The organism is Nonomuraea sp. NPDC050153, assembly GCF_044460125.1.
Lineage (GTDB): Bacteria > Actinomycetota > Actinomycetes > Streptosporangiales > Streptosporangiaceae > Nonomuraea.
On record NZ_JBITJQ010000045.1, the window covers coordinates 38841 to 64368 of the forward strand.

The 25528-nt window shown below is 71.2% G+C and carries 26 protein-coding genes; 18 read left to right on the plus strand and 8 right to left on the minus strand.

From position 1 onward, the window contains the following. Positions 1 to 38: 38 nt before the first annotated feature. The gene (locus ACIBQ1_RS55245; RefSeq protein ID WP_397290923.1) at positions 39 to 707 is read left to right on the plus strand and encodes a 2'-5' RNA ligase family protein; all 669 of its coding nucleotides are present in this window, start codon (positions 39 to 41) and stop codon (positions 705 to 707) included. A gap of 91 nt (positions 708 to 798) precedes the next feature. On the opposite strand, the gene ACIBQ1_RS55250 is transcribed toward ACIBQ1_RS55245, so the two are convergent. From ACIBQ1_RS55250 to ACIBQ1_RS55260, 3 genes are all read right to left on the minus strand, one after another. Then, positions 799 to 1167 (minus strand): hypothetical protein, encoded by a 369-nt coding sequence (locus tag ACIBQ1_RS55250; RefSeq protein ID WP_397290925.1) that lies wholly within the window; start codon positions 1165 to 1167, stop codon positions 799 to 801. Between the two features lie 102 nt (positions 1168 to 1269). Next, positions 1270 to 4731 carry a tetratricopeptide repeat protein gene (locus ACIBQ1_RS55255; protein WP_397290927.1) on the minus strand — a complete coding sequence of 1154 codons (3462 nt, stop codon included), beginning with the start codon at positions 4729 to 4731 and terminating at the stop codon, positions 1270 to 1272. A gap of 99 nt (positions 4732 to 4830) precedes the next feature. Continuing rightward, entirely contained in the window at positions 4831 to 5523 is a 693-nt protein-coding gene (locus ACIBQ1_RS55260; protein WP_355391069.1) for a response regulator transcription factor, read from the minus strand. A 176-nt stretch (positions 5524 to 5699) separates the two neighbouring features. Here ACIBQ1_RS55260 and ACIBQ1_RS55265 point away from each other — a divergent pair, with 176 nt between their 5' ends. The 10 genes from ACIBQ1_RS55265 to ACIBQ1_RS55310 all read left to right on the plus strand — a co-directional run bounded on the left by ACIBQ1_RS55265 (position 5700) and on the right by ACIBQ1_RS55310 (position 11699). Further along, a complete protein-coding gene (locus tag ACIBQ1_RS55265; RefSeq protein WP_397290929.1) occupies positions 5700 to 5951 on the plus strand; it encodes a MoaD/ThiS family protein in 252 nt (83 codons plus the stop codon). 72 nt (positions 5952 to 6023) lie between these two features. Further along, a complete protein-coding gene (locus tag ACIBQ1_RS55270; RefSeq protein ID WP_397290931.1) occupies positions 6024 to 6689 on the plus strand; it encodes a DUF2993 domain-containing protein in 666 nt (221 codons plus the stop codon). Between the two features lie 37 nt (positions 6690 to 6726). Further along, entirely contained in the window at positions 6727 to 7239 is a 513-nt protein-coding gene (locus ACIBQ1_RS55275) for a sigma-70 family RNA polymerase sigma factor (RefSeq protein WP_397290933.1), read from the plus strand. After that, positions 7236 to 8075 carry an anti-sigma factor family protein gene (locus tag ACIBQ1_RS55280; RefSeq protein ID WP_397290935.1) on the plus strand — a complete coding sequence of 280 codons (840 nt, stop codon included), beginning with the start codon at positions 7236 to 7238 and terminating at the stop codon, positions 8073 to 8075. Before ACIBQ1_RS55275 ends, ACIBQ1_RS55280 begins: the two co-directional genes overlap by 4 nt. 28 nt (positions 8076 to 8103) lie before the next feature. Continuing rightward, positions 8104 to 8553 (plus strand): thioredoxin family protein, encoded by a 450-nt coding sequence (locus ACIBQ1_RS55285; RefSeq protein ID WP_397290937.1) that lies wholly within the window; start codon positions 8104 to 8106, stop codon positions 8551 to 8553. 171 nt (positions 8554 to 8724) lie between these two features. After that, positions 8725 to 9138 carry a DUF4395 domain-containing protein gene (locus tag ACIBQ1_RS55290; RefSeq protein WP_397290939.1) on the plus strand — a complete coding sequence of 138 codons (414 nt, stop codon included), beginning with the start codon at positions 8725 to 8727 and terminating at the stop codon, positions 9136 to 9138. Beyond that, positions 9135 to 9974 carry a sulfurtransferase gene (locus tag ACIBQ1_RS55295; protein ID WP_397290941.1) on the plus strand — a complete coding sequence of 280 codons (840 nt, stop codon included), beginning with the start codon at positions 9135 to 9137 and terminating at the stop codon, positions 9972 to 9974. The genes ACIBQ1_RS55290 and ACIBQ1_RS55295 overlap by 4 nt, the downstream gene beginning before the upstream one ends. Then, positions 9974 to 10276: a DUF1416 domain-containing protein gene (locus ACIBQ1_RS55300; RefSeq protein WP_355391046.1), complete on the plus strand. Its 303-nt coding sequence runs from the start codon at positions 9974 to 9976 to the stop codon at positions 10274 to 10276. Before ACIBQ1_RS55295 ends, ACIBQ1_RS55300 begins: the two co-directional genes overlap by 1 nt. Positions 10277 to 10362: 86 nt before the next feature. After that, positions 10363 to 10923 (plus strand): RNA polymerase sigma factor, encoded by a 561-nt coding sequence (locus tag ACIBQ1_RS55305; protein WP_397290943.1) that lies wholly within the window; start codon positions 10363 to 10365, stop codon positions 10921 to 10923. Further along, a complete protein-coding gene (locus tag ACIBQ1_RS55310) occupies positions 10920 to 11699 on the plus strand; it encodes a methylated-DNA--[protein]-cysteine S-methyltransferase (RefSeq protein WP_397290945.1) in 780 nt (259 codons plus the stop codon). Before ACIBQ1_RS55305 ends, ACIBQ1_RS55310 begins: the two co-directional genes overlap by 4 nt. On the opposite strand, the gene ACIBQ1_RS55315 is transcribed toward ACIBQ1_RS55310, so the two are convergent. Continuing rightward, a complete protein-coding gene (locus ACIBQ1_RS55315; RefSeq protein WP_397290947.1) occupies positions 11681 to 12229 on the minus strand; it encodes a helix-turn-helix domain-containing protein in 549 nt (182 codons plus the stop codon). The genes ACIBQ1_RS55310 and ACIBQ1_RS55315 overlap by 19 nt on opposite strands. 205 nt (positions 12230 to 12434) lie before the next feature. Here ACIBQ1_RS55315 and ACIBQ1_RS55320 point away from each other — a divergent pair, with 205 nt between their 5' ends. Then, entirely contained in the window at positions 12435 to 13682 is a 1248-nt protein-coding gene (locus ACIBQ1_RS55320; RefSeq protein ID WP_397290949.1) for a hypothetical protein, read from the plus strand. A 21-nt stretch (positions 13683 to 13703) separates the two neighbouring features. On the opposite strand, the gene ACIBQ1_RS55325 is transcribed toward ACIBQ1_RS55320, so the two are convergent. The 3 genes from ACIBQ1_RS55325 to ACIBQ1_RS55335 are packed head-to-tail and all read right to left on the minus strand — an operon-like array spanning position 13704 to position 16613. Beyond that, positions 13704 to 15296, minus strand: a complete 1593-nt coding sequence (locus ACIBQ1_RS55325) for a hypothetical protein (RefSeq protein WP_397290951.1) — start codon at positions 15294 to 15296, stop codon at positions 13704 to 13706. A 7-nt stretch (positions 15297 to 15303) separates the two neighbouring features. Further along, positions 15304 to 15948: a hypothetical protein gene (locus ACIBQ1_RS55330; protein WP_397290953.1), complete on the minus strand. Its 645-nt coding sequence runs from the start codon at positions 15946 to 15948 to the stop codon at positions 15304 to 15306. After that, the gene (locus ACIBQ1_RS55335) at positions 15945 to 16613 is read right to left on the minus strand and encodes a hypothetical protein (protein WP_397290955.1); all 669 of its coding nucleotides are present in this window, start codon (positions 16611 to 16613) and stop codon (positions 15945 to 15947) included. The genes ACIBQ1_RS55330 and ACIBQ1_RS55335 overlap by 4 nt, the downstream gene beginning before the upstream one ends. A gap of 170 nt (positions 16614 to 16783) precedes the next feature. Here ACIBQ1_RS55335 and ACIBQ1_RS55340 point away from each other — a divergent pair, with 170 nt between their 5' ends. The 4 genes from ACIBQ1_RS55340 to ACIBQ1_RS55355 all read left to right on the plus strand — a co-directional run bounded on the left by ACIBQ1_RS55340 (position 16784) and on the right by ACIBQ1_RS55355 (position 23985). Next, positions 16784 to 18724 carry a hypothetical protein gene (locus tag ACIBQ1_RS55340; protein WP_397290957.1) on the plus strand — a complete coding sequence of 647 codons (1941 nt, stop codon included), beginning with the start codon at positions 16784 to 16786 and terminating at the stop codon, positions 18722 to 18724. A 71-nt stretch (positions 18725 to 18795) separates the two neighbouring features. Further along, a complete protein-coding gene (locus ACIBQ1_RS55345) occupies positions 18796 to 21846 on the plus strand; it encodes an ATP-binding protein (protein ID WP_397290959.1) in 3051 nt (1016 codons plus the stop codon). A gap of 206 nt (positions 21847 to 22052) precedes the next feature. Then, positions 22053 to 23282, plus strand: coding sequence for a MurT ligase domain-containing protein (locus ACIBQ1_RS55350; protein ID WP_397290961.1), 1230 nt, complete (start codon positions 22053 to 22055; stop codon positions 23280 to 23282). Next, positions 23272 to 23985 carry a type 1 glutamine amidotransferase gene (locus ACIBQ1_RS55355; RefSeq protein WP_397290963.1) on the plus strand — a complete coding sequence of 238 codons (714 nt, stop codon included), beginning with the start codon at positions 23272 to 23274 and terminating at the stop codon, positions 23983 to 23985. Before ACIBQ1_RS55350 ends, ACIBQ1_RS55355 begins: the two co-directional genes overlap by 11 nt. A gap of 82 nt (positions 23986 to 24067) precedes the next feature. On the opposite strand, the gene ACIBQ1_RS55360 is transcribed toward ACIBQ1_RS55355, so the two are convergent. After that, positions 24068 to 24430 carry a DsrE family protein gene (locus ACIBQ1_RS55360; RefSeq protein WP_397290965.1) on the minus strand — a complete coding sequence of 121 codons (363 nt, stop codon included), beginning with the start codon at positions 24428 to 24430 and terminating at the stop codon, positions 24068 to 24070. A gap of 43 nt (positions 24431 to 24473) precedes the next feature. Between ACIBQ1_RS55360 and cyaB the strand changes: the two genes are divergently transcribed. Next, positions 24474 to 25052, plus strand: a complete 579-nt coding sequence (gene cyaB / locus ACIBQ1_RS55365; protein WP_397290967.1) for a class IV adenylate cyclase — start codon at positions 24474 to 24476, stop codon at positions 25050 to 25052. Then, positions 25039 to 25527, plus strand: coding sequence for an FABP family protein (locus ACIBQ1_RS55370; RefSeq protein WP_397290969.1), 489 nt, complete (start codon positions 25039 to 25041; stop codon positions 25525 to 25527). The genes cyaB and ACIBQ1_RS55370 overlap by 14 nt, the downstream gene beginning before the upstream one ends. Position 25528 lies beyond the last annotated feature (1 nt).

Below are 25528 nucleotides of genomic sequence, written 5' to 3' on the forward strand. Positions count from 1 at the left end.
CACCGCGACAGTATGGCGTGATCAGGCATACTGCACGGATGTCCGATTTCGCCGACTTTCAGATCAAGGGGCGGGCGGCGCTGCTGGCGGGCCGGGCGACCCACGACAGTCCCATGGTGGAGGGCGCGCGGCGGTGGGGAGCGGCGGCCGTGCTCCGCCCCTCGGGCGAGGTGCTGGACCGGCTGGCGGCGCTGGCCGGGACCATAGAGGCGCCGGGACACTGGGTGCACGGCCGGCGGACCCTGCACGTCACGCTCAGGTCCCTGGAGCCCTACCGCGACCGGATCCCGGCCGGCGACCCGCTCCGCGCGGTCTACCGGGACGCCCTGGCCGAGGCCGCGCGGGGCGTCCGGCCCGCACGGATACGGCTGGCGGGCGTGAGCCCCCATCCCGGCGGCGTCCTGGTCTGCGGCCACCCCGAGGACGACACGCTGGCCAGGCTGTGGGAGCGGTTCGCCCGCGCGATGGCCGCCCGCGGCGTGCGGGACCTGGAGCACGGACGCGTACGCGACCGCTGGTACGTCAGCCTCGTCCACTTCGCCGGCCCGCTCGCGAACCCCCGCCGGATCGTCGAGTGGTGCGACGCCCACGCCGACGCCGACCTCGGCCTGGCCGAGCTGGACACGGCGGAGATCGTGCAGTTCGCCCTCGCGGACTCCGGCATCCACGTCAAGGCGCTGGAGGAGGCCCGGCTGGGCCGGGCGTGACGGCGGGGCGCCACCCGGCCCCAATCCACGGGCATGACGGCGGGGCGCCACCCGGCCCCAATCCAAGGGTGGCGCCCCGCCGTCGTCCGGATCAGCCCAGCACCACCGCGGTGACGAACTGCAGCAGGTGCCAGGCCACATAGGCGCTCAGCGCGCAGAAGGCCCACTCCTTGCCCCGGCTGATCCTGGAGATCCACCGGAGCTCCTCCGCCGGCTCCCTGCGCGCCTTGAGGGACCTGGTGACGAAGTACGCCGACATCACCCAGGCCGCCCCCGACCCGCCGAGCAGCCCCAGCGAGAGCGCCAGCAGGATCGGGGACCCGTCCATGAGGTCCGGCGGCGGGAGCTGGCGTGCCCAGGCGGCCGGCACGCCGGTGAGCAGGACCACAGTGATCCGCCTGTCCTTGCGCGCCTGGCGTTTGAGCCACTGAAGGTCTCGACGCAGATGGTTCTTGAGCATCCGGATCACCCCCGTTGGAGTAGCTGGTCGCACCAGCTAACGGAAATTTCCGGAGAAGATCTGCGACCTCACACCCGAGATTTCACGACTTTTAGCGACATTTCAGGGTGTGAGGCTGGCCCCCAGCTCGCGAAGATCCTCCGACACCCGCCGTACCTCGAAGACGTCCCCCACCTCCTCCAGCAGCCGCAGCGCCTCCCGCAGATGCCCGCCGGCCGGGCCCCGGTTCCCCAGCCTGGCCGAGATCAGCCCCAGCGCCCGCAGCGCGCACCCCAGATCCCGCCTGGTCCCGCACTCCAGATGGACGTCCCTGGCCTGCCGCGCGTAGACCAGCGCCTCCTCGGCCAGATCCAGGTCCAGCAGCACCATGGCCAGCGTCGTGAGCGCCGCCGCCCACCGGTCCTTGGTGCCGGTCTCGTTCTGCAGCTCGACCGTCTCCCACGCGAGCTTCAGCGCCTCCTGCGGCTTGCCCGCCGTGTGCAGCGCCTGCGCCATCGACAGCAGCGCGCTGGCCCGGTTGTCCCGCAGCTCCTCCCTGATCGCCAGCGACGCCTTGGCCGCCCGCAGCGCGGGCCGGTGCTGCCCCAGCGACAGGTACGTGTTCGCCATCGTCTCCTGCACGTCCGCCTCGGCCCGCCGGTTCCCCAGGCCCTGCACGATGTCCAGGGCTTCGAGCGCGTACACGAACGCCACGTGCGGCAGCCCCTGCCGCCGCCGCACCCTGGCGAGCCGGTTGAGCATGCGGGCCTCCACCGGCTCGTCGCGGATCACCCGGCTGATCGTCAGCGCCTGGTTGAGGTAGTCGTCGGCCCGCAGGTAGTCGGACAGCCGCCAGTGCACCAGCCCGATGTCCCCGAGCGTCTCCGCCTTGCCCTGCTCGTGGTGGAGCTCCACCTGCACGGCCAGCGCCTGCTCGTAGTAGGCGAGGGCCTCGTCGTACCGGGAGCCGTTGCGCGCGATCCGGCCGAGCGCGCACAGGGCGCGCCCGCAGCCGTGCTGGTCGCCCGTCGCCGTGTACCCGGCCAGGGCCCGCTCGGCGTCCCGCTGCGCGTCGTGCGGCAGCCGCAGCAGGTCGTAGATCTCGGCCAGGCAGAGCAGCGTCTCGGCCTCGGCGTGCTCGTCGCCCAGCTCGTGGCAGATCGACAGCGCCTCCAGGCCCTCGGACAGCGCCGCGTTCGGCTCGCCCAGGTTCCGCTGCACCGTGGCCAGGATGATCAGGCTCTGCGCGGTGCCCCTGCGGTCGCCGAGCTCCTCCCGTACCTCCAGGGCCTGGCCCGCGTGCTGCAGCGCCGGCTCGTACCGCTCCTGGGTCACGTGCAGCTGCGAGATGGTGTGCAGGCAGCTCGCCACCCCGGCCAGGTCGCCGATCTCGCGGTAGAGGTCGAGCGCCTCGCCCGCGCACTTCAGCGCCTCCTCGTTGTGACCCGCGATGCCGTGCACCTCGGCCAGGTCGTTGAGCGCGCGGGCCTGTCCCTCCGCGTCGCCGAGCGAGGCGAACTCCTCCAGCGCCTCCCCGATGAACCTCGCCGCGAGCGTCGAGGGCCCGATGTCCCGGTGGATGGAGCCCAGGTTGCTGCGCATGCGCGCGATGGCCCGCCGGTTGCTCACCTGCGTCGCCGAGGTCAGCCCGGCCTGCTGGATCTCCAGGTTGATCTCGTTGTAACGCAGCTTCCTGAACGGCTCGAACACGGCCTCGGCCAGCCGCCAGGCCATCCCCTGGGCGCCGCTCTCCTCGGCCAGCCGCACGGCCGAGACCAGCGAGCGCCGCTCGGCCTCGAACCACTCGGGCGCCGTCGCGGGGTCGGTCGCCACCGCCAGGTAGTGGTCGAGCAGCCGCGCCCTGGCCTCCCGCACGCCGGCCTCGGCGTGCCTGCCCAGCTCTCTGGCCAGCCGCTTGACCAGGTCGTGCACCCGGTAGCGCGGCCCGGCCAGCGGTTCGACCAGGTACGCCCGGTGCAGCCCCTCCACCGCCGCCACGGCCTCGCCGACCGGGGCGCCGAGCGCCGCGGCCAGCACCTCGGGGGTGAAGTCCCGGCCCGGCAGCAGCCCCACGTGCCGGAACGCCCGCCGCTGCCCCGGGCTCAGCGACTCGTACGCCAGGTCGAGCGCCGACCTGAACGCCTCCTCCGGATCGCCCACCAGGAGCGTGCCCGGCCTGCGCAGCTCCTGGACCCGGTGCTGCACGCTCAGCCCGGGGTTCTCGGCCAGCTTGGCCGCCGAGATCCGCAGCGCGAAAGGGTGGTACGAGCACACCCTGGCCAGCTCGGCCAGCGCGTCCCGGTCGGCGGCCCGCGGCGAGTGCTCCCCGAGTACGGCCACCAGCAGCGCCACCGCGTTGCCCGGGTCCAGCACCGGCAGGTCCATGAGGTCGGCGTGCCCGGTGGCCCGCAGCGGCGCCATCCGCGTGCGGCTGGTCACCAGCACCACGCAGTCCTTGCCGCCCGGCAGCAGCGCCCGCACCTGCGCCGGGTCGGCGGCGTTGTCGAGGATGAGCAGCAGCCTGCGCCCGGCGATCCGGCTGCGATAGAGCAGCGTCAGCTCGGCCTCGTCGTCGGCGGGCATGTGCTCGCCGACCCCGAGCGAGCGCAGGATCTGCCCCAGCGCCTCGGCCGGCGACATCGGCGGCTGGCTCGGCGACTGCCCGCGCAGGTCGATCACGATCTGCCCGTCGGGGAACCGGTCGGCGTGCAGGTGCCCCCAGTGCGTCACCAGCGCGGTCTTGCCCACACCAGGCAGTCCCTGAACGATCATGGTGTTCGTCCGCCTGGGCCGTTCCAGCCAGGCGGTGAGCAGGTCCAGGCTCTGCTGCCGCCCGGTGAAGTCGGGCACGTCGGCGGGGAGCTGGCGCGGCTTCGGCACCTCGCCGACGGGCAGCGGCTCCGCGAGCGCCCCCGGCCTGGTCAGGAACGGCGTCACCCGCCCCTGCCACGGCTGGGACAGGTGCTCCCAGCCGCCCGCCAGGGCGCGCAGCGCGGACGGGTCCTCGATGCGCAGCCGCCGGTAGCCGGGCCGTACCAGCCAGCCCCGCTGGACCCACTGCATGAGCTGGCGCTGCACCACGTCGGGGGAGCTGCCCACGAGGTCGGCCAGCGTCTCCATGGACAGCGGCGGCGCCGACTCCGAGGCCAGCGCGTAACGCTCGTCCAGGTGCAGCAGCCAGACGGCCAGCCGGGCGCCGACGGTGGCGCGGGCCAGCGACTCGTGCCTGCGGGCGGCCACGTTCCTGGCGAACAGCTCCTGCACCATCGCCGTGGCCACGGCCGGGCTGGCGGCGGCGTGCTCGCGCAGCCGGCGCATGTCGATGGGCCAGGCCCGCACCTCGGTCAGCGCGTCGACCTTGGCGCGCTCGGCCGGGTTCCAGAAGGCCAGCTCGCCGATGAGGTCGCCGTCGCCGCGCAGGTCGTGGATGGCCTCGCGCTCGCCCGCGGGGGTGTATTCGCGGGCGTAGCCGTAGTCGATGAGGTAAACCCGGTTGGCGGGCCGCAACGGCGAGCAAATGGTCTCGTTACGCCGGAACACGCGGGGCCTGGCGCCCTCGTCCACCAACGACCGGAACAGACCCACCCCGACACCCCCAATCCGGGGACGGCGGTGTCCTCGTATGACAGACGTGAAACAGCCTCAACGACCATTTGTCACATCGCCGGGCGCCTCTGTCAACGATCAGACGGCGGCGCTGTCCTGCCGGTCGGGGACGAAGCGGTAGCCGACGTTGCGGACCGTCCCGATGAGGGACTCGTACTCGGTGCCGAGCTTGGCGCGCAGCCGCCGCACGTGGACGTCGACCGTCCTGGTGCCGCCGAAGTAGTCGTAACCCCAGACCTCCTGCAGCAGCTGGGCGCGGGTGAAGACCCTGCCCGGGTGCTGGGCGAGGTATTTCAGCAGCTCGAACTCCTTGAACGTGAGGTCGAGCACCCGGCCGCGCAGCCGCGCGGTGTAGGTGGCCTCGTCGATCGACAGGTCGCCGCTGCGGATCTCGTCGGGCACGTCCTCCGTGGCGGCCTGGGAGATGCGGCCCGTGGCCATGCGCAGGCGCGCCTCCACCTCGGCCGGGCCCGCGCTGTCGAGCAGCACGTCGTCCACGCCCCACTCGGCGGTCATCGCGGCCAGCCCGCCCTCGGTCACGATCACCAGGAGCGGGCAGTCGATGCCGGTCGTGCGGATCAACCGGCACAGGCTCTTGGCCTGCACGAGCTCCTTCCGCGCGTCGACGAGGACGGCGTCGGCGGGAGGGGTGTCGATCAGCGCGGACGCCTCAGCGGGCGAGACCCGGACCGAGTGGAGCAGCAAGCCCAGCGCCGGAAGCACCTCGGCGGACGGCTCGAGGGCGTTGGTCAGCAGGAGCAGGTTGCTCATTACGGCCTCCTCAAACACGCAAGGACCCGGGGGCTACGTCGCCCAGGTCCCGTAGGTGAGGATATCCCACGAGTAAGTGGCGTCCATTGCGCGTCCAGCAGATGAACAGCGCGTCTCCCGAAACAACCTTGTTAAGGGCGACGCACAATAGACCGGAAAGCGATTGTGAGGTGCCCATGGCCACGGGAAAAGTACGTTATTGGGCTGCGGCGAAGGAGGCGGCCGGGGTGGCGGAGGAGCCGTTCGACGCGGCCACTCTTGGTGAACTCATGACGAAAATCACACAAAACCATGCAGATCTGGCACGTGTGGTGAGGCGTTGCTCGTTCCTCGTGGACGGCTCCCCGGTCGGCAGACGCCCTCATGACGAGGTCGTTCTCGCGGACGGGGCGACCGTGGAGGTGCTGCCGCCGTTCGCCGGCGGGTGAGGAACCGCTTCGTGGGGGAATGAGGGAGGCCAGTCGATAGGCTCTTGACCCCCGCCACAGACAGGGAGCCCCATGCGGAAGCTGATCATTTTCCTGATCGTGCTGGTCATTCTCCTTGTCGCCGTCGACCGGGTCGCCGTGGCCGGGGTGGAGCGCGACCTCGCGAACCGCATCGCGGCCGCGTCCGACCTTTCGGGCAAGCCGACCGTGACGATCGAGGGCATCCCTTTTCTCACTCAGGCCGTCTCCGGGCGCTATCCCGAGGTACGGTTCGATCTCGGCACCTTCACCTATGGTGGCGTGCCGGTCAAGAACCTCCGGGGCGCCGCCTATGACGTGACGGCGCCCCTGGCGGACGTCCTGCAGAACAGAGCCAACATCAAGGCCGGGCGCGTGACCGTCAGCGGCACCCTGACCAGGGCGACGATCGACAAGTACGCCCCCCGTGGCGTCAAGATCGGCGGCAACGGGAACCGGCTCACGGCGTCGGGTGAGGTGACGGTCGGGGTGCAGAAGGTGAAGTTCAACGCCGAGATGCGGGTCGAGCTGGCCGACGGCGGCATCAAGATCCGGGCCGAGAAGATCGAGGGCGTGCCCGACCAGCTCGCGCAGCTCGTCTCCTACACGATCCCGTTCAAGGGCAAGCTGCCCTTCGACGTGAAGGTGACCGGGGTCAAAAGCGTGGCCGATGGATTGGAGTTCTCGGCCGAAGCGTCTGACGTGCCGATCCGTGGATGACTCTGAACCGGTCCGGCCGGATGTACGTGAAGAGGGTGTGAGCACAGCCGGCACCGCGGACGAGGAACTCGTGAGGACCCTCTTCGACGAGCATGCCGGGCCACTCTACGGCTACGTCCTGCGGCTGACCGGTGATTCCATGCGGGCGGAGGATGTCGTGCAGGAGACCCTGTTGCGGGCCTGGCGACATCCCGACGCCCTCACGGGGCGGCCGGTGCGCGCGTGGCTGTTCACGGTGGCCCGCAATCTCGTCGTCGACCAGCATCGGGCCAAGAAGGCCAGACCGCAGGAGACCGGGGACGAGGCGCTGGCCGTCCTGCCGGCGGACGACGACCTGGAACGCGCCGTCGAGTCGTGGGCGGTGGCCGAGGCGCTGGCCGCGCTCAGGCAGGAGCACCGTGAGGTGCTGCTGGAGGTCTACTATCGGGGGCGATCGGTGAAGGAGGCGTCGGCGACGCTGGGCATACCGCCGGGCACGGTCAAATCGCGCACCTACTACGCGTTGCGGGCGCTCAAACTGGCCCTCGAAGAGCGGGGGTTGGCGCCATGATGACGTGCGAGGAGGTAAGGCTCGCCCTGGGCGCGCACGCGCTGGGCGCGCTCGACCCCGACGAGGCGCTGGAGATCGACCACCACCTGGCGACCTGCGAGGAGTGCGGCCGTGAGCTGCTCGACCTCGAAGGCGTGGCCTCCTTTCTTGGCAAGGTGTCCGAACGCGACGTGGAGCTGGTGGCAAGCCCGCCGCGGCAGGTGCTCGACCGGCTGCTGAACGCCCGCGCCAAACGGAACAGGCGCGGCCGGCTGCTGCTGGTGGCGGCCGCCTCCGTCGCGGTGCTGGCGCTCGGCGGCACGATCGTGACGGTCGTGAACAGCAGCGCGCAGCAGCAGCAGACGTCCGCCGCGGCGGCCCCCATGTCCACCCAGGAGGCGGGAAGCGCGCAGACCGGGTCACCGGAGGGTGCGCGGGATTCGGCCGCGCAGAGCGACCAGGCGCCGCTGAGCCGCCTGGCCGAGCCGTCGGCCATGCCCAAGCGGCCCACCAAGGCCCCGAGCGCGTCGCCGTTCAAGACGGCGGAGGGCCTGAAGTTCTCCGGCGTGAACCGGGCCGAGGGTTACCACGCCACGGTGTCGGCCTGGCCCGGCGACGGCGGCACGGAGCTGGACGTGAGCGTGCGGGGCGTGCCCGTCGACTCGACCTGCAGCCTCCTCGTCGTGGCCGCCGACGGGCGGCGCGACCTGACGGAGAGCTGGACGGTCAGCCGGGAGGCGTACCAGGACAAGGCCGTCTTCAAACGGTCGACGACGCTGCCGATGTCGGAGATCGCCGCGTTCTACGTGGTCGATCAGAAGGAGAAGGTGCTCATCAAGATCCCGGTGCGGAAGTAAACGCGGGCTCGCGTGGTTGCATGAGTCGATGACTGGTTGGTGGGTGGCGCTGGCGACCCTGGCGCTCGGTTCTGTGATCGGGGTGGTTCGCCTGCGCCGCGACGGACGGGTGCGTGACACGGGTGGCGACCGGCTGTCCGAGGCCGACCTCGGCGCCGGGCTGGGCGAGCGGGCGACGCTGGTGCAGTTCTCCACCGCGTTCTGCCAGCCGTGCCGGGCGACCAGGCGGATCCTGGCCGACGTCAGCGGGATCGTGCCGGGGGTGACCCACGTCGAGATCGACGCCGAGTCCCGGCTGGACCTCGTACGGCGGCTGGACGTCATGCGCACGCCGACGGTCCTCGTGCTCGACACCAGCGGAAAGATCGTGAAAAGGGCCGCCGGCCAGCCCCGCAAGGCGGACGTCCTGGCGGCCCTCGCCGCCGCCGTGTCGCCGCCGCCGTCTCACGAATCGTCTCAGCAACCGGACGAGATGTGACAGATGACGAGACGCCGAGTAGTGTCTTCGGCATGAACCCAACGACAGAGCTGCTCACGAAGCGGCGCGCGGTTGATTTCTGCCGCGTGACCACCGCGCTCTGTCGCGCTGCCTGAGGACGATCCCGCGGACATCCGGTCCGCCCCATCGACCCTTCAGGAGCATCCCGCGATGCGTGCCGACCCTAGAGCGCTGCGCCTCGGCGCGGCCATCACCACCCTGGTACTCGCCCTCGTCCTGGTGACGGGGAGTGTTTGGCTCCTCGCCGTCCAGGCGGTGGTCTTCGCACTCGGAGTCGTGTCGCGCTCGCCGTACACGATGCTCTTCCGCTCGCTCGTCAAGAGCGCGCCCAAGGAGACCGAGGATGCCCGCCCGCCGCGTTTCGCGCAGGCGGTGGGGCTGGTCTTCGCGGTCGCGGGCCTGGTCGGATATCTCACCGGGATCACGCCGCTGGCCCTCGTGGCCACGGCTGCGGCTCTCCTCGCCGCCTTCCTCAACGCAGCCTTCGGATTCTGCCTTGGCTGCGAGATGTACCTGCTCATTCGCCGTCTACTGCCCGCCGCCAAAATGGAGGTTTCCAAATGAGCCGCTCCGCCGCCCTGGTGGACGCCGACTGGGTCGAGGCCAACCTCGACACCCCCGGGGTCGTCCTCGTCGAGGTCGACGAAGACGTCAGCGCCTACGACAAAGGCCACATCCGTGGCGCCGTGAAGGTCGACTGGCGACAGGACCTGCAGGACCCGGTGCGCCGCGACTTCGTGGACCAGACCGGTTTCGAGGCCCTGCTGTCCGACCGTGGCATCTCCAACGACGACACCGTCGTGCTCTACGGCGGCAACAACAACTGGTTCGCCGCCTACGCGTACTGGTACTTCAAGCTCTACGGCCACGAGAACGTCAAGCTGCTCGACGGCGGGCGCAAGAAGTGGGAGCTCGACTCCCGCGAGCTGGTTCGTGACGTGCCGGAGCGGGCCAAGACGCAGTACGTGGCGCAGGAGCAGGACGCCAAGATCCGCGCCTTCCGCGACGACGTGGTCTCCGCCATCGGCAAGCTCAACCTGGTCGACGTGCGCTCGCCCGACGAGTTCACCGGCAAGCTGCTCGCTCCCGCGCACCTCCCGCAGGAGCAGGCGCAGCGCGCCGGCCACGTGCCCACCGCCCGCAACATCCCGTGGTCCAAGGCCGCCAACGACGACGGCACGTTCAAGTCCGACGACGACCTGCGCACGCTCTACGGCGAGGCCGGGGTCGACTTCGGCAAGAACACCATCGCCTACTGCCGCATCGGCGAGCGTTCGGCGCACACCTGGTTCGTGCTGCACGAGCTGCTCGAGCAGGACAACGTGAAGAACTACGACGGTTCGTGGACCGAGTACGGCTCGCTCGTGGGCGTGCCGATCGAGCTGGGAGAGGCCCGCTGATGACGACTGCACAGGGTTGCGGAGCGCCGGAGCAGACGATCGCTCTGCCCGCCGGGATCGACCTGTCCACCCAGGCCGTGATCCAGGGCGTGGTGACCGGCGCCGGCACGGCGTACGCGCGTCTGCTCGACCACTCCGGCGAGTTCACCGGCGAAGTCGTGGTGTCCGACGAGGGCGTCTTCCGCTTCTTCGCCGCCCCCGGCGACTGGACCGTCCGCATCATCGCGGGCGGCGGCGTCACCAGGGACATCAAGGTGGAGGCCAAGCTGGGCGAGGTCTCCTCGCTCGCGGTCGCCGTCTGAGCCCGCTGACGTAAAAAGACCCGCGTCCTGCCGGACGCGGGTCTTTTGGCTGCAACGGATCCGGGCGCGGCGGTGTTGTAGCCGGTGTGAGAGAAACCGACTGTCCAGACCCGGTGCGCAAGGCGCTGCTCGACGACCTCGACGAGGGGTTCGCCGAGCTGTACGGCGCCTACCGCGGCCTGGTCTTCTCGACCGCGCTGCGGCTGAGCGGGCGCTGGGCCGACGCCGAGGATCTCACCGCGGAGGCGTTCCTGCGCGCTTATCGGGCGCTGGCCGGATACGAGCGTGACCGCATCGCGACGCTCCAGCCGCGCGCCTGGCTGATGACGATCCTGATGAACATCTGGCGCAACTGCGCCAGGAAAAGGTCCCGCAAGCCGCCACCGGAGCTGCAGGACCAGCCGGTCGAAGAGGCCGACCCAGGTCAGGACGTCGAGGAGGCCGCGGTGCTGCGCGAGACCGGCGACGAGTTGGCCGGGCTGCTCGGCCAGTTGCCCGAGGAGCAGCGGGTCGCGGTGGTGCTCAGGCACGTCGTCGACCTGCCGGTCAGCGAGATCGCCACCGTGCTCAAAATCCCCCAGGGCACGGTCAAGTCGCACGTGTCGCGGGGGCTGCGGCGGCTACGCGCACTGGGAGGTGCCCGATGACCCACGATCCACTGTCCACCGGCCGGGCGTCCGACGGGCTGCTGGCGGGGCTGGCGGCCCTGGCCGCCGACGCGCCCGGAGGGCTGCTCGACCGGATCGCCGCCCGCTGGGTGAGCGTCCCGAGCCCGATAGGGGAGCTGCGGGTCGCGTTCACTGACCAGGGCGTGGCCTACGTGCACTCGGGTGACGGGTTCGCCGAGGCGTTCAGGAGGCGATTCGCCCGCCCGCTGCTGCCCGCCGGACGTCCGCCCGCCGGGCTGCTGCCCGCGCTGCGCACGGGCCGCCTGGGCAAGGTGCGGCTGGACCTGCGCGGGCTGAGCGACTTCCAGCGCGACGTGCTGGAGACGGCCCGGACGATCCCGCGCGGCGAGGTCAGGCCGTACTCGTGGATCGCGGAGCGGATCGGCCGGCCCGGGGCGGTGCGCGCGGTGGGCACGGCGCTCGGCCGCAACCCCGTGCCGCTGCTCATCCCGTGTCACCGCGTCACGCGGTCGGACGGCGTCGTGGGGGACTACGTGTTCGGCCCGGCGGCCAAGGAACGGCTGCTGCTGGCCGAGGGCGCCGACCTGGAGCGGGTGCGGGAGCTGGCCGGGGACCGGGTGTTCTACCTGGCCAGCGACACCACGGGCGTGGTCTGCTTCCCGACCTGTCACAACGCCCGGCGCATCACGCCGCGGCACCGGCACGGCTTCCGCACAGTCGCCCAGGCCAGGGCCGCCGGCTACCGGCCGTGCCGCACGTGCCGGCCCGCCGGCGCTCAGGGCTTGATCGGGTAGCGCATGAGGAGGGTGGCGCGTACGACGTCGGGGCCGTGCGCGCGGTAGCCGTGCGGCACGTCGGAGATCCACGAGATGTGGTCGCCCGGTCCGGCCGTGAGCGGCTCGCGCATGGGGCCCGCGCTGAGCGTGCCGGTGAAGACCGTGACGTGCTCGCTCACGCCCTCGTGGTGGGCGGGCGAGGTCTGGGTGAGGCCCGGCGGGACGATCACCCGGTAGAGCTCGTACGTGACCCGGTCGTCCTCGAACACCTCCAGCAGCTCGGCCTCCATCGCCCGGCCCCGCATGATCTGCTGTTCGGGCGGCGCGTCGAGTATCGCCCCGATCGGCACCCCGAGCTGGGCGGTGATCGCCCAGAGCACCTCCGCCGACGCGTCGATCTTGCCGGTTTCGAGGTCCGACAGGACGTCCCTGTCCATGCCCGCGCGCCTGGCGAGCTCCGACAGCGACACGCCGCGCTCGTGCCGCAACCGCCGGAGGCGATCTCCCACGACGTGGGGATCGGCGTCGAGTGCGGGCCGCGGCTCCATAGTGCAATGGCACGCGCCGCGCCTCGTGACCGCCATTTCCCCGCCGATAATTCTTTTGTCACTGCCCAGGGACCACACCCGCACTGAAACGCGCTTTCTGGGGTTGCTGCTGCGACACAAGGGACAGACCGCTACGATTCTGCAGATGTCCGGTTCGACAGGTGTGGCGGCACCTCCCCGACCTGGGCCAACGTCGGCTCAGGGGATGCCGTCGCCGTACTCGCTTCCCCTGCACGCCCTCCGGTTGGCGGGGAAATGCGCCCTGCCCCTGATCCTCTGGTACGCCGCCGGCCAGCTGACGCGCTACGCCCTGCTGTACGCCGCCACGGAGGTCGCCTACGGCGACTTCCGGCAGATCCGCCTGGTCCTCGTGATGACGTTCCTCACGTTGATCATCCTGTCGGTGATGACGGTCACCGCCGGCATGCTGTACTCCCTGCGCAACGCCCTGTGGGAGATGCGCGCGAGGACCGGGGAGGGCATGCGGGACGAGCGTTTCTTCCGGGTGCTCGACCGGGTGGCCCCGGCCTTCGCCGTGCTCTACCTGGCGTGGGGGTTCCAGAGGGAGGACGCCAGGGACGTCTACCAGATGGACATGTTCCACCACATCTACGACCAGCTGGACCAGTCCTTCTTCGGGGAGCAGTCCCAGGTCGGCCGGGGGCTCACGGACCTTGACTGGCGGGTGTCGCTGGGGGCGATGGCCGCCATGTTCGGGCTGAAGCTGCTCTTCGCCAAGCTCCTGGAGAAGACCGGGGGCAAGGGTAGGTTCTACGGCTTCTGCGCCGCCTTCTCGGAGTTCGCCTTCGTCTTCTACGGCCTGAACGCCACCCTCTACATCGGCACCGCGCGCTCCGATTGGGTCGCGCACCGCAACGTGGTCGCCGGCACGGAGGAGCTCTGGGCCGAGGCGCAGAAGAACGTGCCGCTGTGGGAGAACGTCACCGGTTTCTTCGGCGATGTCTGGCCGTTCTTCCTCGACGCCGTCGCCGTCCCGCTGGCCTGGCTCACCGTGGCGATGCTCGTCTTCGGCTCCTACTCCGACGAGACCCGCGCCCTGGTCAAGGGCACCCGCCTGGAGAGGAGCGTGGACCGGCTGGAGGGCTCCCATGACCTCACGCAGAAGTCGTTCGACCAGCTCACCGGCGGGTTCAGGGACCGCTGGCTGCCGCTGGCCAACTCCCTGCGGATGGTGGTCAAGGCCGGTGCCCCGCTGTTCGGCATGATGTGCCTGTGCTACGTGGGCCTGCTGGTGGCCGGGGAGTACGCCGAGCGCGGGCTGCGCTGGCTCATCGGCACCCAGCAGGAGTGGGTGTGGATGTTCCAGGGGCCGCCGCTGAGCTTCGTGCGCGAGATGATCGTGGCCGTGCTCACGATGGCGCTGCTGGCGGCCACGTACGACATCGCGGCCACCAGGGCCCGCCTCAACGGCGAGCCGTTCGACGACGTCTGAGCCCGTCCCCGGGGCGGCCGGTCAGCGCCGCTTGAACCGCAGGACGTCCACGTCGCCCTCCAGCTTGCTCACGGTGTCCCGCTTGAAGAGGTCCGCCGTGGGCGTGTCGGAGCGGTAGTTGCTGGGTCTCAAGGACAGCTCGACCTCGTTCGCCACCGCGGTCGGCACCACCGCCGCCGCCAGGATCTTGTACTCCTTGCCGACCTCCAGCCGGTCCGTCGGCCGATCGGAGGTCTGCTGGTCGATGTTCACGACCCAGGTGCGGCCGGTCCGGTCCTCCAGCTTGGCCTCGGTGAACAGGCCGGTCTTGGTGGCGCTGCCCGCGTCGAGGACCTTCTTGGTGATGTCCACCCGCAGCGCGGTCACCTCGGGGCCGTACGGGAGGCCCTCGGGCATCTTGATGCGCGTGACCGTGGCCCGCCACTCGATGTTCTTCACCCTGGCCGCCTGGCCGACCGGGACGACGGTCTCCTTGGTCTCCTTGGTGGTGGTCTTCTCGAAGAAGAGGTAGCCGTCGTACGACTGGACGCCCACGGTGACCAGCGACACGACGACGGCGGCCACGGCGACCAGCACCGTGCGCTTCCTGCGTCCCCCGGGGGCGGCTTCCCGCCGCTCCCCGGGCGGGGAATCCTGCGGGGCGCCGGACGCCGTCTCCGGCCCGGGCGCCTCGTGGGCCTCCTGCGGCGCCCGGTCGGGCGGAAGGGGGTTCTGGTGTCGAGGAACCGGCGTGGTGGCGCCCTGCTGGGGCGACATGGACATGGGGACCTGGACGGCCGGCAGGGGCTGCGTAGCGCCGCCTACGGGCTCGCGGGAGGCCGGGGGCCACACCTGCTGGTCGGCCTGGGCGGCGTGCCGGGCACGCGGCTGCTGCGGGGTGGGGCGAGGCGGCAACCCCGGCCGCCGCTGCGGGCCTCGCGCATGCGCCGGTCCCTGGTCGTGCGTCGGGCCTTGCGCGTGTGCCGGGCCCTGGTCGTATGCCGGGCCTTGCGCATGTGCCGGGCCCTGGTCGTGCGCCGGGCCTCGGGCGTGCGCCGGGCCGTGCCCTTGCGCCGGGCCCTGGGCGTGTGCCGGGCCCGGGGCGTACGGCCGGCCTTGGGCGTCTGCGGGGCCCTGGGCGTGCGTGGGGCTCTGGGGGCTCTGGGCGTGCGCCGGGCCTTGTTGCGGCGCGCTGGGCCACTCCAGGGCCTCCTGAGGCGCACTGGGCCGGCCCGTGGCCTCCTGGTGTGCGCCGGGCCAGCCCATGGGCTCGTGGGGCGCGTCCGGCCGGCCCATCGCCACCGGCGGCCCGCCCGGCCGCCCCTCCAGCGCGTCGTGGCTCGGAGGCGGCGTTCCGCGGCCGCCATGGCGTCCGTGGTGGCCTGGCAGGTCACCCGCCGACGGCACCCGGGGGATCGGCGCGGTCTCGGGCGACGGCTCCTCATCCAGGCGCGGGTCGTGCACGGGAGGCAGGCCGTGCCCGGAGCGCTGCCCCTGGGCGGGCGGCGGGTTGCCGTGGCCTGAGGGGGCGGCGAGGCCAGGGGGAGGCTCCACGCTGGGCGGGGGCGGTGCCTGATCGTCCTCGCGCCGCGGGTCGTTCCTGGGCGAGAACCAGTCGCGCTCGTTCGTGCTCATCTGGCGATCACTTCTTGTCGGTCGAGTAGACGTCCTGAGGCGAGGCCACGAGCTTGCGCGCGCCCTCGTCGTCCAGGCCGAGATCCACCTCGACCTCCGGCTGGTACGGCTCCACCACGAACCCCTCGTTCAGCCCGAACTCGACGTGCGCCCCCGGCAGCGCGGACGGCGGCACCTCGAAGAAGAAGCGCCCGCTCCGCCAGATGTCCGGCTGCATCCACGACATGGCCATCGTGAGGTCGTTGTTCACCCGGTCGGTGGCGTCGAACCGCTTCCCGTCGGCGGTCAGCAGCACCGGCTGGGCCAGGTGATAGGGCTTGAGGCTGGACCTGGCCGAGACGTTGACGATGAGGAAGACGCCGTCGGTCCCGATCGTCGTCATGCTGCTCTGGATCGACTTGGCGGCCACGATCGAGTCGAGCCGCAGGGAGAACCGCCGGGCGTCCACGATCTCGCCCTTGGCGCCCGTGTACGTGAGCGGGTCGCTGATCTCACCCTCGGTCATGTGCAGCGTCTGCAGCCAGACGGCGCCGCCCAGCAGCACCAGCCCGACGATGACGCTGAGTAGCCGGGCGCCGATCCCCTGTCCCCGGCCGGCCCTCCTGCTGCGGCGACCTGGCGCGACCGTTGATCTTTGCTGTGTGACGGTCACGTTGCGTCACCCTTCTTGACCGCAAGAGTCACCCGGGCCTTGATCTCGGGATAGAACTTGTAGTTCTCGAGACTCTCGTTGGCGATCATCTGCCAGCGCGGGACGTTGGTGTTCCATGCGGGCTCGAACTCGAACGACGCCACGTCCATGGTGATCTTCTCCGGCGGCTGCTCGGTGTCGTTGAGCCGATAGCGGACGATGACCTGACTGGTCACCCCCGGCTGGAGCTGGCGGGTCTCGCCGCCCTTGGCCTGCGCGAACGTGAACGGTCCCGAATCCTTGGGGAAGGCGGGAGTGATCTTCACCAGCGAGCCGGCGAAGGAGTTGCTCGAGAAGGCCTGTTCCAGCTTCACCGGGGGCAGGCCGACCTGGTAGGTCTCGTCGCCCTTGTTGGTGACCTCGAAGACCAGCTCCACGAACCGCTTGTCCTTGTCCCACGTCCCCTTGGCCTTCTCCACCGTCACGCGGGACTCGACGAACTTGGTGGAGTACAGGCCCTGATCGAGCACCGAGCCCGGGCCCAGCGCCTCGGGCTCCTCAGGGGCCTCGCTCAGCCCGCCCAAAAGGGCGGTGATGCCGACGGCGGTGAACGCCACCAGGGCGACGGCGGGCACCACTACCGGGCGTCTGGGCTTTTCACTGCTTGCGCCGGAGGGTTCCGTCATGGGCAAAGATGGTAGTAGGTCTCGCTTGTCCCATCTGCCGCAATACTCCCATCGGACTGGGAGAATTGCCGAGAAACCCTGCCGCTACGGGCCTCGAAGCTCATACGCTGTCACGGAGCGGAAAGGGTTGGCCCTTACTCCTAACGACATATCGGCGGCCGGAGGGTCACGTGACGGACGTGCATCCCGAGCATGCCCAGCTCCAGGCGGACCGCATCTACCTGGGCTGGCAGTACATCCTGCTGCACCCCGACCCCGGCCCACCGCCCAAGCGCCCCTCTCCGCTCGAGGAGCCCGCCGACACGCCCGGCCGCGTCGACCCCGATCTACTGCGCCGCGAGCGGCTCCAGGAGGACATCCTCAACAAGCCCGTGCGGCTCGTCCGGGCCTTCATGCTGATGCTGGCCGTGCTCATCCTGGCCGCGAGCATCGCGGGCTACCTCGCGTGGTCGTTCGCGATCGCCGGGCTCATCGCGACCGTGGGCGTGGCGGGCATCTGCAGTTACGCGCTGTTGCAGGGCGACCGGGCGGTCAAGTACCGCGTGCTGGAGCAGCAGGCCAGGAACGAACGCCGGCGCGAGGAACGTGACAAGGAGCTGTTCCGCGCGCAGGAGGAGCACGCCCAGCGCTACCGCGAGTGGCAGGACCTCAAGGAGCGCCACGACCGGCAGCTCACGTGGTACGCCGTCGCCGTGCCGGACGAGATCGACCGCATCGACGTGGCGGGTGGCACGCTCCCCGGCTGGTCGGCGCTGATCACGCTGCTCGGCGCCACGCGGCTCTACAGCGGCGGCCATCTGACCGTGCTCGACCTGTCCGAGGGCGCGATAGCGAAGGACCTGATCGAGCTGGCCCGCAAGGGCGGCGACGACCCGCTGGTCTGGGTGCTGCCGGTCGACCTGCCCAGGCTCGACCTGGGCGCCACGCTCAAGCCGGAGGCGTTCGCGGACGTGCTGGCGCACGTGGTGAGCGTGAGCGAGGAGCACCGCACCACGCGCGACCTCAGCTTCGACAACGCGATCCTGGAGCGGGTGCTCGAAGTGCTCGGCGAGAACGCCACGATCAGCCAGGTCACGGCCGCGCTGCGGGCGCTCGCGCAGGTGGGCGACCCGCGTGACGACCTGAGGTTCGGGCTGATCACGGCCACCCAGCTGGAGCGCATCGGCACGCTGTTCGGCCGCGGGGTGAGCGAGCGGGTGGTGATCGAGCGGGCCTGGGCGCTGGAGTCGCAGTTGCGCAAGCTGGAGTCGCTCGGCACGCAGGCCGTGCGGCTGCCGCCCGCGCGGCTGCGGGTGGTGAGCATGGACAGGCAGGCTGGCGCGTTCGGCAACCGGGTGCTCGGCACGTACGTGGCCACCGCGCTCACCCACATCCTGCGCCAGTCACCCGCCTCCGACCGGCCCTGGTACCACACGATCATCGTGGCGGGCGCGGACAAGCTCAGGGGCGACGTGCTCGACCGGCTGATGGACGCCTGCGAGACCTCCCGTACCGGACTGGTCCTGACGTATCGGTCGTTGACCCCCACCGTGCGGGAGCGGCTCGGCAGGGGGCACGCGGCGGTGGCGTTCATGCGGCTGGGCAACGCCGAGGACGCGCGGGTCGCCAGCGAGCACGTGGGCACCGAGCACCGGCTGGAGCTGGCCCAGCTCACCGAGACGATCAGCGACTCGCTGCCCGGCCTCGACGGCGGCTACACCTCCACGATCGCCCAGATGGACGACGACCGGGAGGACCGCGACGAGAACCTCGCGGACCTGGCCGGCGACATCACCGAGTCCACCGAGTGGGGCAGGACCGCCGACAAGATCTCGGAGAAGGAGCGGGTGCTGCAGCGCTCTCGCGAGTTCCTGGTCGAGCCGCACCAGCTCCAGCAGCTCCCCACCACCTCCGTGATCGTCACCGACGCCACGGCCCAGGGCAGGCGCGTACGCCTCGCCGACGCCAACCCGGCCATCCTGACCTTCCCCAAGACCACGCTCGGCGAGCTGGAGGACGTACGCGAGGCCGTGCTCGCGCTCGACCCCCAGGCACAGGACACCGACGGGGAGCCCCCACCGAACCTCGGGCCACCACCGCCACGCCTGGACTGGCGCAAGGGCAGGCAATGACATGGTCAATGTCAACGTGACGAGCTGACGGTTGGCGGAATTTAACAAAGAACCGTCTGTGGGGGAATGAAATGCAGCCGAGTGTGTCGCTGAGTGGGCCCTGGTATCGAATCCAGTCGATCGCGGCGCCCTCGCGAAGCTCGTCGGCGGAGTGGGATTTCGTCACCGTGCTGCCCGCGGTGCTGTCGGCGGCGCAACGCGACCGGCCGTTCGTCATCGGGTGGTTGTCACGGGGGTCCGGCGCGCCGCTTGAGCTCATCACCAACGCCGGGCCGTTGTCGCCTCCGCGCCAGCCGCGCAGGTCCACCGACGCGCCCGACCGCCCGAGCGGGCCGCAGCCGCTGCTGTTCCCAGGAGGGGCGCGCGGGGTGCAGCTCGACGAGGAGTATCTCGCCGACCTGGCCGACCTGGTGTGGACGCCGTGCCCCGGCCGCCAGGCGCCGCCGCTGGGGAGCAAGGGGCGCGAGTTCGACCCGGACGAGCTTCGGCGGCCGACGCTGTTCGAGTCGACGCTGGTGACGTTGATGTCGCGGCCTTTCGCCTGGCTGGTGGTGGCCGAGCCGACCGACCTGCTCGACGCCGAGGTCGCGCACCTGCGTACCCAGCTCAACGTGCTCAGGCAGTACGGGGACGCCTCCGAGCGGTCCCGTTTCGACGCCGAGCGGGCCGAGCGGCGCATGCAGGAGCTGGACTCCTTCAGGGAGGCGGGGCTCTGGAACGTACGCGTGCTGGCCGGGGGCGCCACCGCCGAGGAGCTGCGGCAGATCGCTCCCGTGCTGGTCGGGTCGGTCGAGATGAGCCATCACCCGTACCGGCTGCGCAGCTCGCACGGCGCGGCCTACGGGCTGTCGGAGGCCCTCGCCATGTCCATGCAGGACCCGTCCGACGGCGCCGCCGCCCCGTTCGCCGCCACCGCCGGGGCCCTCGCGGCGCTGGCCGGGCTGCCCAGGAGGGAGGTCCCGGGGGTACGCGTGCTGGAGTCGGGCTTCTTCGACGTGACCTCCGAGGCCGACGGCGGCGAGCTGGAGCTGGGCGAGATCCTCGACGGGCAGGACCGGGGGGTCGGGTCGTTCCGGGTGCCGCTGGCCACGCTCAACCGGCACGCGTTCGTCACCGGGGCGACCGGCTCGGGCAAGTCGCAGACCGTGCGTCACCTGCTGGAGCAGCTCAGCCGCGCCCGCATCCCGTGGCTGGCCATCGAGCCCGCCAAGTCCGAGTACGCCGCCATGGCCGGACGCCTCGACGACCTCCGGAGCGGCGAACAGGGTTCGAGAGCGGCGGCCTGCGTTACCGGCGAGGACCCGTCGAGAGCGCGACCGTCGAACACGGTCACCGTGATCAACCCGTCGGCGCCGGACGGCGTGCCGTTCAGCATCAACCCGCTCGAACCCGAGCCCGGCTACCCCGTCCAGGCCCACATCGACATGGTCAGGGCGCTGTTCATGGCGGCGTTCGACGCCGAGGAGCCGTTCCCGCAGATCATGTCGCTGGCGCTGCAGCGCGTCTACGAGGCCACCGGCTGGGACGTCGTCACCGGCGGCGCCGTGCCGGGTTCGAACGTCCCGCCCAGCGTCCCGACCCTCGAACAGCTCCAGCAGCACGCCATGGACGTGATCAAGGAGATCGGCTACGGCCGCGAGGTCCAGGCGGACGTCGAGGGCTTCATCTCGCTCAGGCTCCGGTCCCTGCGGGTCGGCTCGGCCGGGCGCTTCTTCGAGGGCGGCCACCCCGCCGACATCGGCGGCCTGCTGGAGCGGGACGTCGTGCTGGCGATCGAGGACGTGGCCAACGACGAGGACAAGGCGTTCCTCATGGGCACGCTGATCATCCGGATCGTCGAGCACCTGCGCATGCGGGCCCGCCGGGAGAAGTCCCACGGGCTGCGCCACGTCATCGTGATCGAGGAGGCGCACCGGCTGCTGCGCGACCGCGGCCACGGCCGGGCCTCCACGCACGCGGTGGAGCTGCTGGCCGGCCTGCTGGCGGAGGTCCGCGCGTACGGCGAGGGCATCGTGGTGGCCGAGCAGATCCCGACCAAGCTCGTCTCCGACGTCGTCAAGAACACCGCGCTGAAGGTCGTGCACCGGCTCCCGGCGGAGGACGACAGGAAGCTCGTCGGCGCCGCCATGAATCTCAGCGACGAGCAGTCCCGCCACGTGGTCTCCCTGCAGCCGGGCTCGGCGGCGGTCTTCGCCGACGGGATGGACCGGCCGCTGCGGGTCCGCGTGCCGCTGGGGGAAGCCCGCGAGAAGGTGCTGCCCGGCCCGCCGCCGCCCATCCGCGGCCGCCGGTCCGCGGCCTGCGGCGCGACCTGCCGTACCGGGCAGGCGTGCACGCTGGTCGAGCTGCGCGAGGCCGACGTGCTCGCCGATGCCCCCGAGTGGGCCTGGCTGCGGATCTGGTGCGACACGGTCGTGCTCGCCTTCGTCAGCAACCGGCCGCTGCCCGGGGTGCCGCGCGCCCTGGGCGCCGCCTGGTCCGACCTGCCGGCGCGGCGGGCGGAGTGCCTGCTCGCGACCCTGACCGAACGCTCGGTGCAGCGGCGCGCCTGGTCGCTGCGCAGCTGGTTCGACCCGGCCCTGCTCACGGAGAAGGCCGCTGAGACCGCCACCCGCCTGCTCTCCGGCCTCGACGGGGGCGGGGAACGGCCGGGGGCGTCGTGGGTGATCCCGCAGGTCCGGTGGCTGCACGAGGTGGACAGGCTCTTCCCGTACGGCCACCCCGCCCCCAACCTGCGCAGCCCGGCGCCGCCCATGGAGTACGCCCTCTTCCGCCAGCCCTCGAACGGCAACGGCGCCAACTCCGACCTCGTCCACACCGAGCTCCTCGGGCACCGGGCCAAGGCGCTGCGGCACCACCCGCTGTCGATGGAGGTGGACCGGAACCGGGCGCTGGCCTGGCGGGTCATCCTCGGGGACGACGAGAACGAGGGGATGCAGCGGGACATCACGACGGTGGCGATCGGGGTCGAGTCGTCGGCGCGGTTGCGGCACGTGGGGCAGACGATGGGGGCCGGGTGGCTGGAGGGGGTGCTGTCGTGGCCGCGCCGCTTCGTCCTGCCGTTCGACCACGGCGGCGCTCCGGAGATCGCCTTCGCCGACTCCGCCCCCTCCCCGTCCTGACCTTCCTGGGTATCTCGGCCACCGGCGGCTGGGCGCTCTCTCACCGGGACCGGCGGCGAGGAGGCCGCCCGTTCGAGGCCGCTTTCCGGCACACCGGACATCCCATGGAAGGGCGGATACGATGAGGCTTCGCCGGGCTACCGACCGGGCCGCGTTTTCGTGTGGATCTCCAGACTAACGGCCAATGCCGACTAGGATCCTTGGGCATGACCCAGCTTCCTCTGCGGGCCCAGCTCGCCAGCGCTCTGGGCCGCAGTGCCGCCACGCTGTCCAAGATGACCGGGCGTGGGGACGGCTCGGTGATCGGCGGGCGAGTGGGCCTGCTGCTTGAGCCCGACCTCCTGCGCAAGCTGGCCCGCGACCGCAAGCTGGCCCTGGTCAGCGCCACCAACGGCAAGACCACCACCACGCGGCTGATCACCTCGGCGCTGCTCGAGCTCGGAGACGTCGCCACCAACGCGCTGGGCGCCAACATGCCCGCCGGCCACGTCTCGGCGCTCTCCCAGAACAAGACCGCCCCGTACGGCGTGCTGGAGGTGGACGAGAAATACCTGCCGGAGGTCCTCGACACCACCGGCGCGGGCGTCGTCTGCCTGATGAACCTCAGCCGCGACCAGATGGACCGTGCCGCCGAGATCTGGCTGCTCGCGCAGAAGTGGCGCAGGGCCCTGTCCGGCAAGCCCACCCACGTCATCGCCAACTGCGACGACCCGCTCGTGACCTGGGGCGCCTCGACCGCGGCCAAGGTCACCTGGGTCTCCGGCGGCCAGCGGTGGAAGGAAGACTCCTGGTGCTGCCCCGAGTGCGGCGGCCCGCTCGACCGTAAGGACGCCGACTGGGCGTGCAAGGAGTGCACGTTCCACCGGCCGGAGCCGCAGTGGGTGCTCGACGACGACGTGGCCGTCGATCCGCACGGGCAGCGGTGGCTGCTCGACATCCAGCTTCCCGGCCTGGCCAACCGTTCCAACGCGGTGATGGCGCTGGCGGTGGCCGAGGCGTTCGGGGTTCCGGTGGAGCGGGCGCTGCCCCGGCTGCGCGAAGTCACCTCGGTGGCCGGCCGCTACACCACCGTCGAGCGCGACGGCCGCCACGCGCGGCTGCTGCTGGCCAAGAACCCGGCGGGGTGGCTGGAGGCGTTCGACGTGGCCGACCCGCAGCTGCCGATCATCCTCTCGGTCAACGCCAACGGCCCCGACGGGCGCGACACCTCGTGGCTGTGGGACGTCGACTACCGCATCCTGCGCGGGCGCCCCGTCTTCGTGACGGGCGAGCGCCGCCTCGACCTGGCGCTCCGGCTCGACGTGGCGGACGTGCCGTTCACGCTGTGCGGCACGTTCACGGAGGCGCTGGCCATGCAGCCGGCCGGCCGGGTCGACGTCATCGCCAACTACACCGCCTTCCAGCAGATCCGAACGGAGTTCGGCCGTGCCGTCTGACAGCGCCCTTCGCATCGTCTGGATCTACCCTGACCTGCTGAGCACGTACGGGGACCAAGGCAACGTGCTCGTCCTGGAGCAGCGCGCCAACCGCAGGGGGATCGCGACCGAGACGATCCACGTACGCTCGGCGGACCCGGTGCCGGAAACGGGCGACATCTACCTCATCGGCGGTGGCGAGGACCGGCCCCAGATCCTGGCCGCCGAACGCCTCCGCCGCGACGGCGGCCTGCACCACGCCATCGCCCGGGGCGCCGCCCTGCTGGCGGTGTGCGCCGGATACCAGATCATGGGCAGCACGTTCGGGGGCGAGGAAGGCCAGCCGGTGGACGGCATCGGCCTGCTGGACATCGCCAGCTCCCGCGGTCCCGCCCGAGCGGTCGGAGAGCTGGCCGCCGAGGTCGACGCCGCGCTCAACCTCCCCACCCTGACCGGCTTCGAGAACCACATGGGCGTCACCCACCTGGGCCCCGGCGTCAAGCCGCTGTCCCGGACCCTCGTCGGGGTGGGCAACGGGGACGGCTTCGAGGGCTGCTACGCGGGCCACGTGGTGGGCACCTACCTGCACGGCCCCGCCCTGGCCCGCAACCCGGCCCTGGCCGACCTGCTGCTGTCGTGGCGCGTCGGCGCCCTCGCGCCCCTCGACAACTCCCGCTACGAGGCCCTCCGCCAGGAACGCCTGACCGCCGTCCTCCCGGCCTGACAGTCCCCGCTCCGCCACACCGCCCCGGCCGTACGCGCCCGAGGCGGTGTGGCCCCGCTCAGCGGCCGGTGACCGCGAAGGATCAGTAGACCAGCGCCTGGGCGCCTTCGCTGACCACTTCCTCGACGAACGCCGGAGCGCCCGCGATGCGGACCCCGTCGATGAGATCGTCCACGGTGATGTTCCTGCGGGCCGCGCATTGGGTGCAGAGTGTCACGCGCCCGGCGGCCAGCACGGCATCGAGGAGGTCGGCGAGCGGCGCGGCGTGCGGCAGGCTGAACTCCTTGGCCCTGCCCGGCAGCGCGAACCACGCCGCCTCGCCGGTCAGCCACAGGGAGACGTGCACACCGCTCGCGAGCGCGGCGGCCGCGACCGTGAACGCCTGGTTGCACCGCTCGGGGGCGTCCGCCCCGGCGGTCACCTTGATCACCAGCGATCGTTCCATGTCCGTCACCCTAACGCCCCCCGACTCCCGACGAAGGAGGAGCATGAGGATCGAGGCCGAGTTGAAGGCCGTCGTGCGGGATCCCGCCGGAGTGCGGGCCGCGTTGCGGGAACGGGCGCCGGAGACGGCCAACGTCTACCGCGACGTCTACTACGACACTCCCGACCGCCGGTACTCCCGGAGCGGGAGGGAGATCCGGGTGCGGGTGGTGGACGAGGGTGCGGTGAGCCTGCTCACGTTCAAGGAGCCCAGCGTCGACCCGGCCAGCGGGTCCAAGCCCGAGTACGAGACCGGCGTCGAGGACCCGGTGGCGATGGAGGCCGTGCTGCGCGGGCTCGGGCTGGAGGAAGTGATCCGGTACGAGAAGAAGTGCCGGAACTACCGGATCTCGGAGTCGGGGCTTTCCCTGCTGGCCACGCTCGTCACCGTCCCCGAGCTCGACGGCACGTTCCTTGAGGTCGAGGCAGTGGTCGAGCCCGACGCCGTCCCGGGCGTTCTGCGCGTGATCGGACAGGTGATGGCGGAAGTCGGCATCGACCGTGGCGATCTCACCACCGAGCTCTACACCGAGGCGGTACGGCGGGCCAGGAGCACTAGGCTTGGGGAACATGGAAGAACCTGAGGTGCACCCCGACCTGGAGCCCATCGCGTTCCTGCTCGGCCGGTGGGAAGGCGCCGGCGTGGGCGGCTACCCGTCGATCGAGAGCTTCAACTTCGGGCAGGAGATCGAGTTCGGGCACAACGGGAAGCCGTTCCTGAGCTACGTGAGCCGCACCTGGCTGCTCGACCAGGACGGAAACCGGGTAAAGCCGCTGGCCACCGAGTCGGGATTCTGGCGCCCGCAGCCCGGCAGGCAGATCGAGGTGGTGCTCTCCCACCCGACCGGGATCGTCGAGATCTACATCGGCGAGGTCGTCTTCCACAAGATCGAGCTGCGTACGGACGTCGTGGCCCGCACCGCCTCCGCCAAGGAGTACACGGCGGGCCACCGGCTGTACGGGTTGGTCAACGGCAACCTGATGTGGGCGTACGAGATGGCGGCCATGGGCCACCCGCTCACGGACCATATGTCGGCGGAGCTGAAGAAGGTAGCTTGAG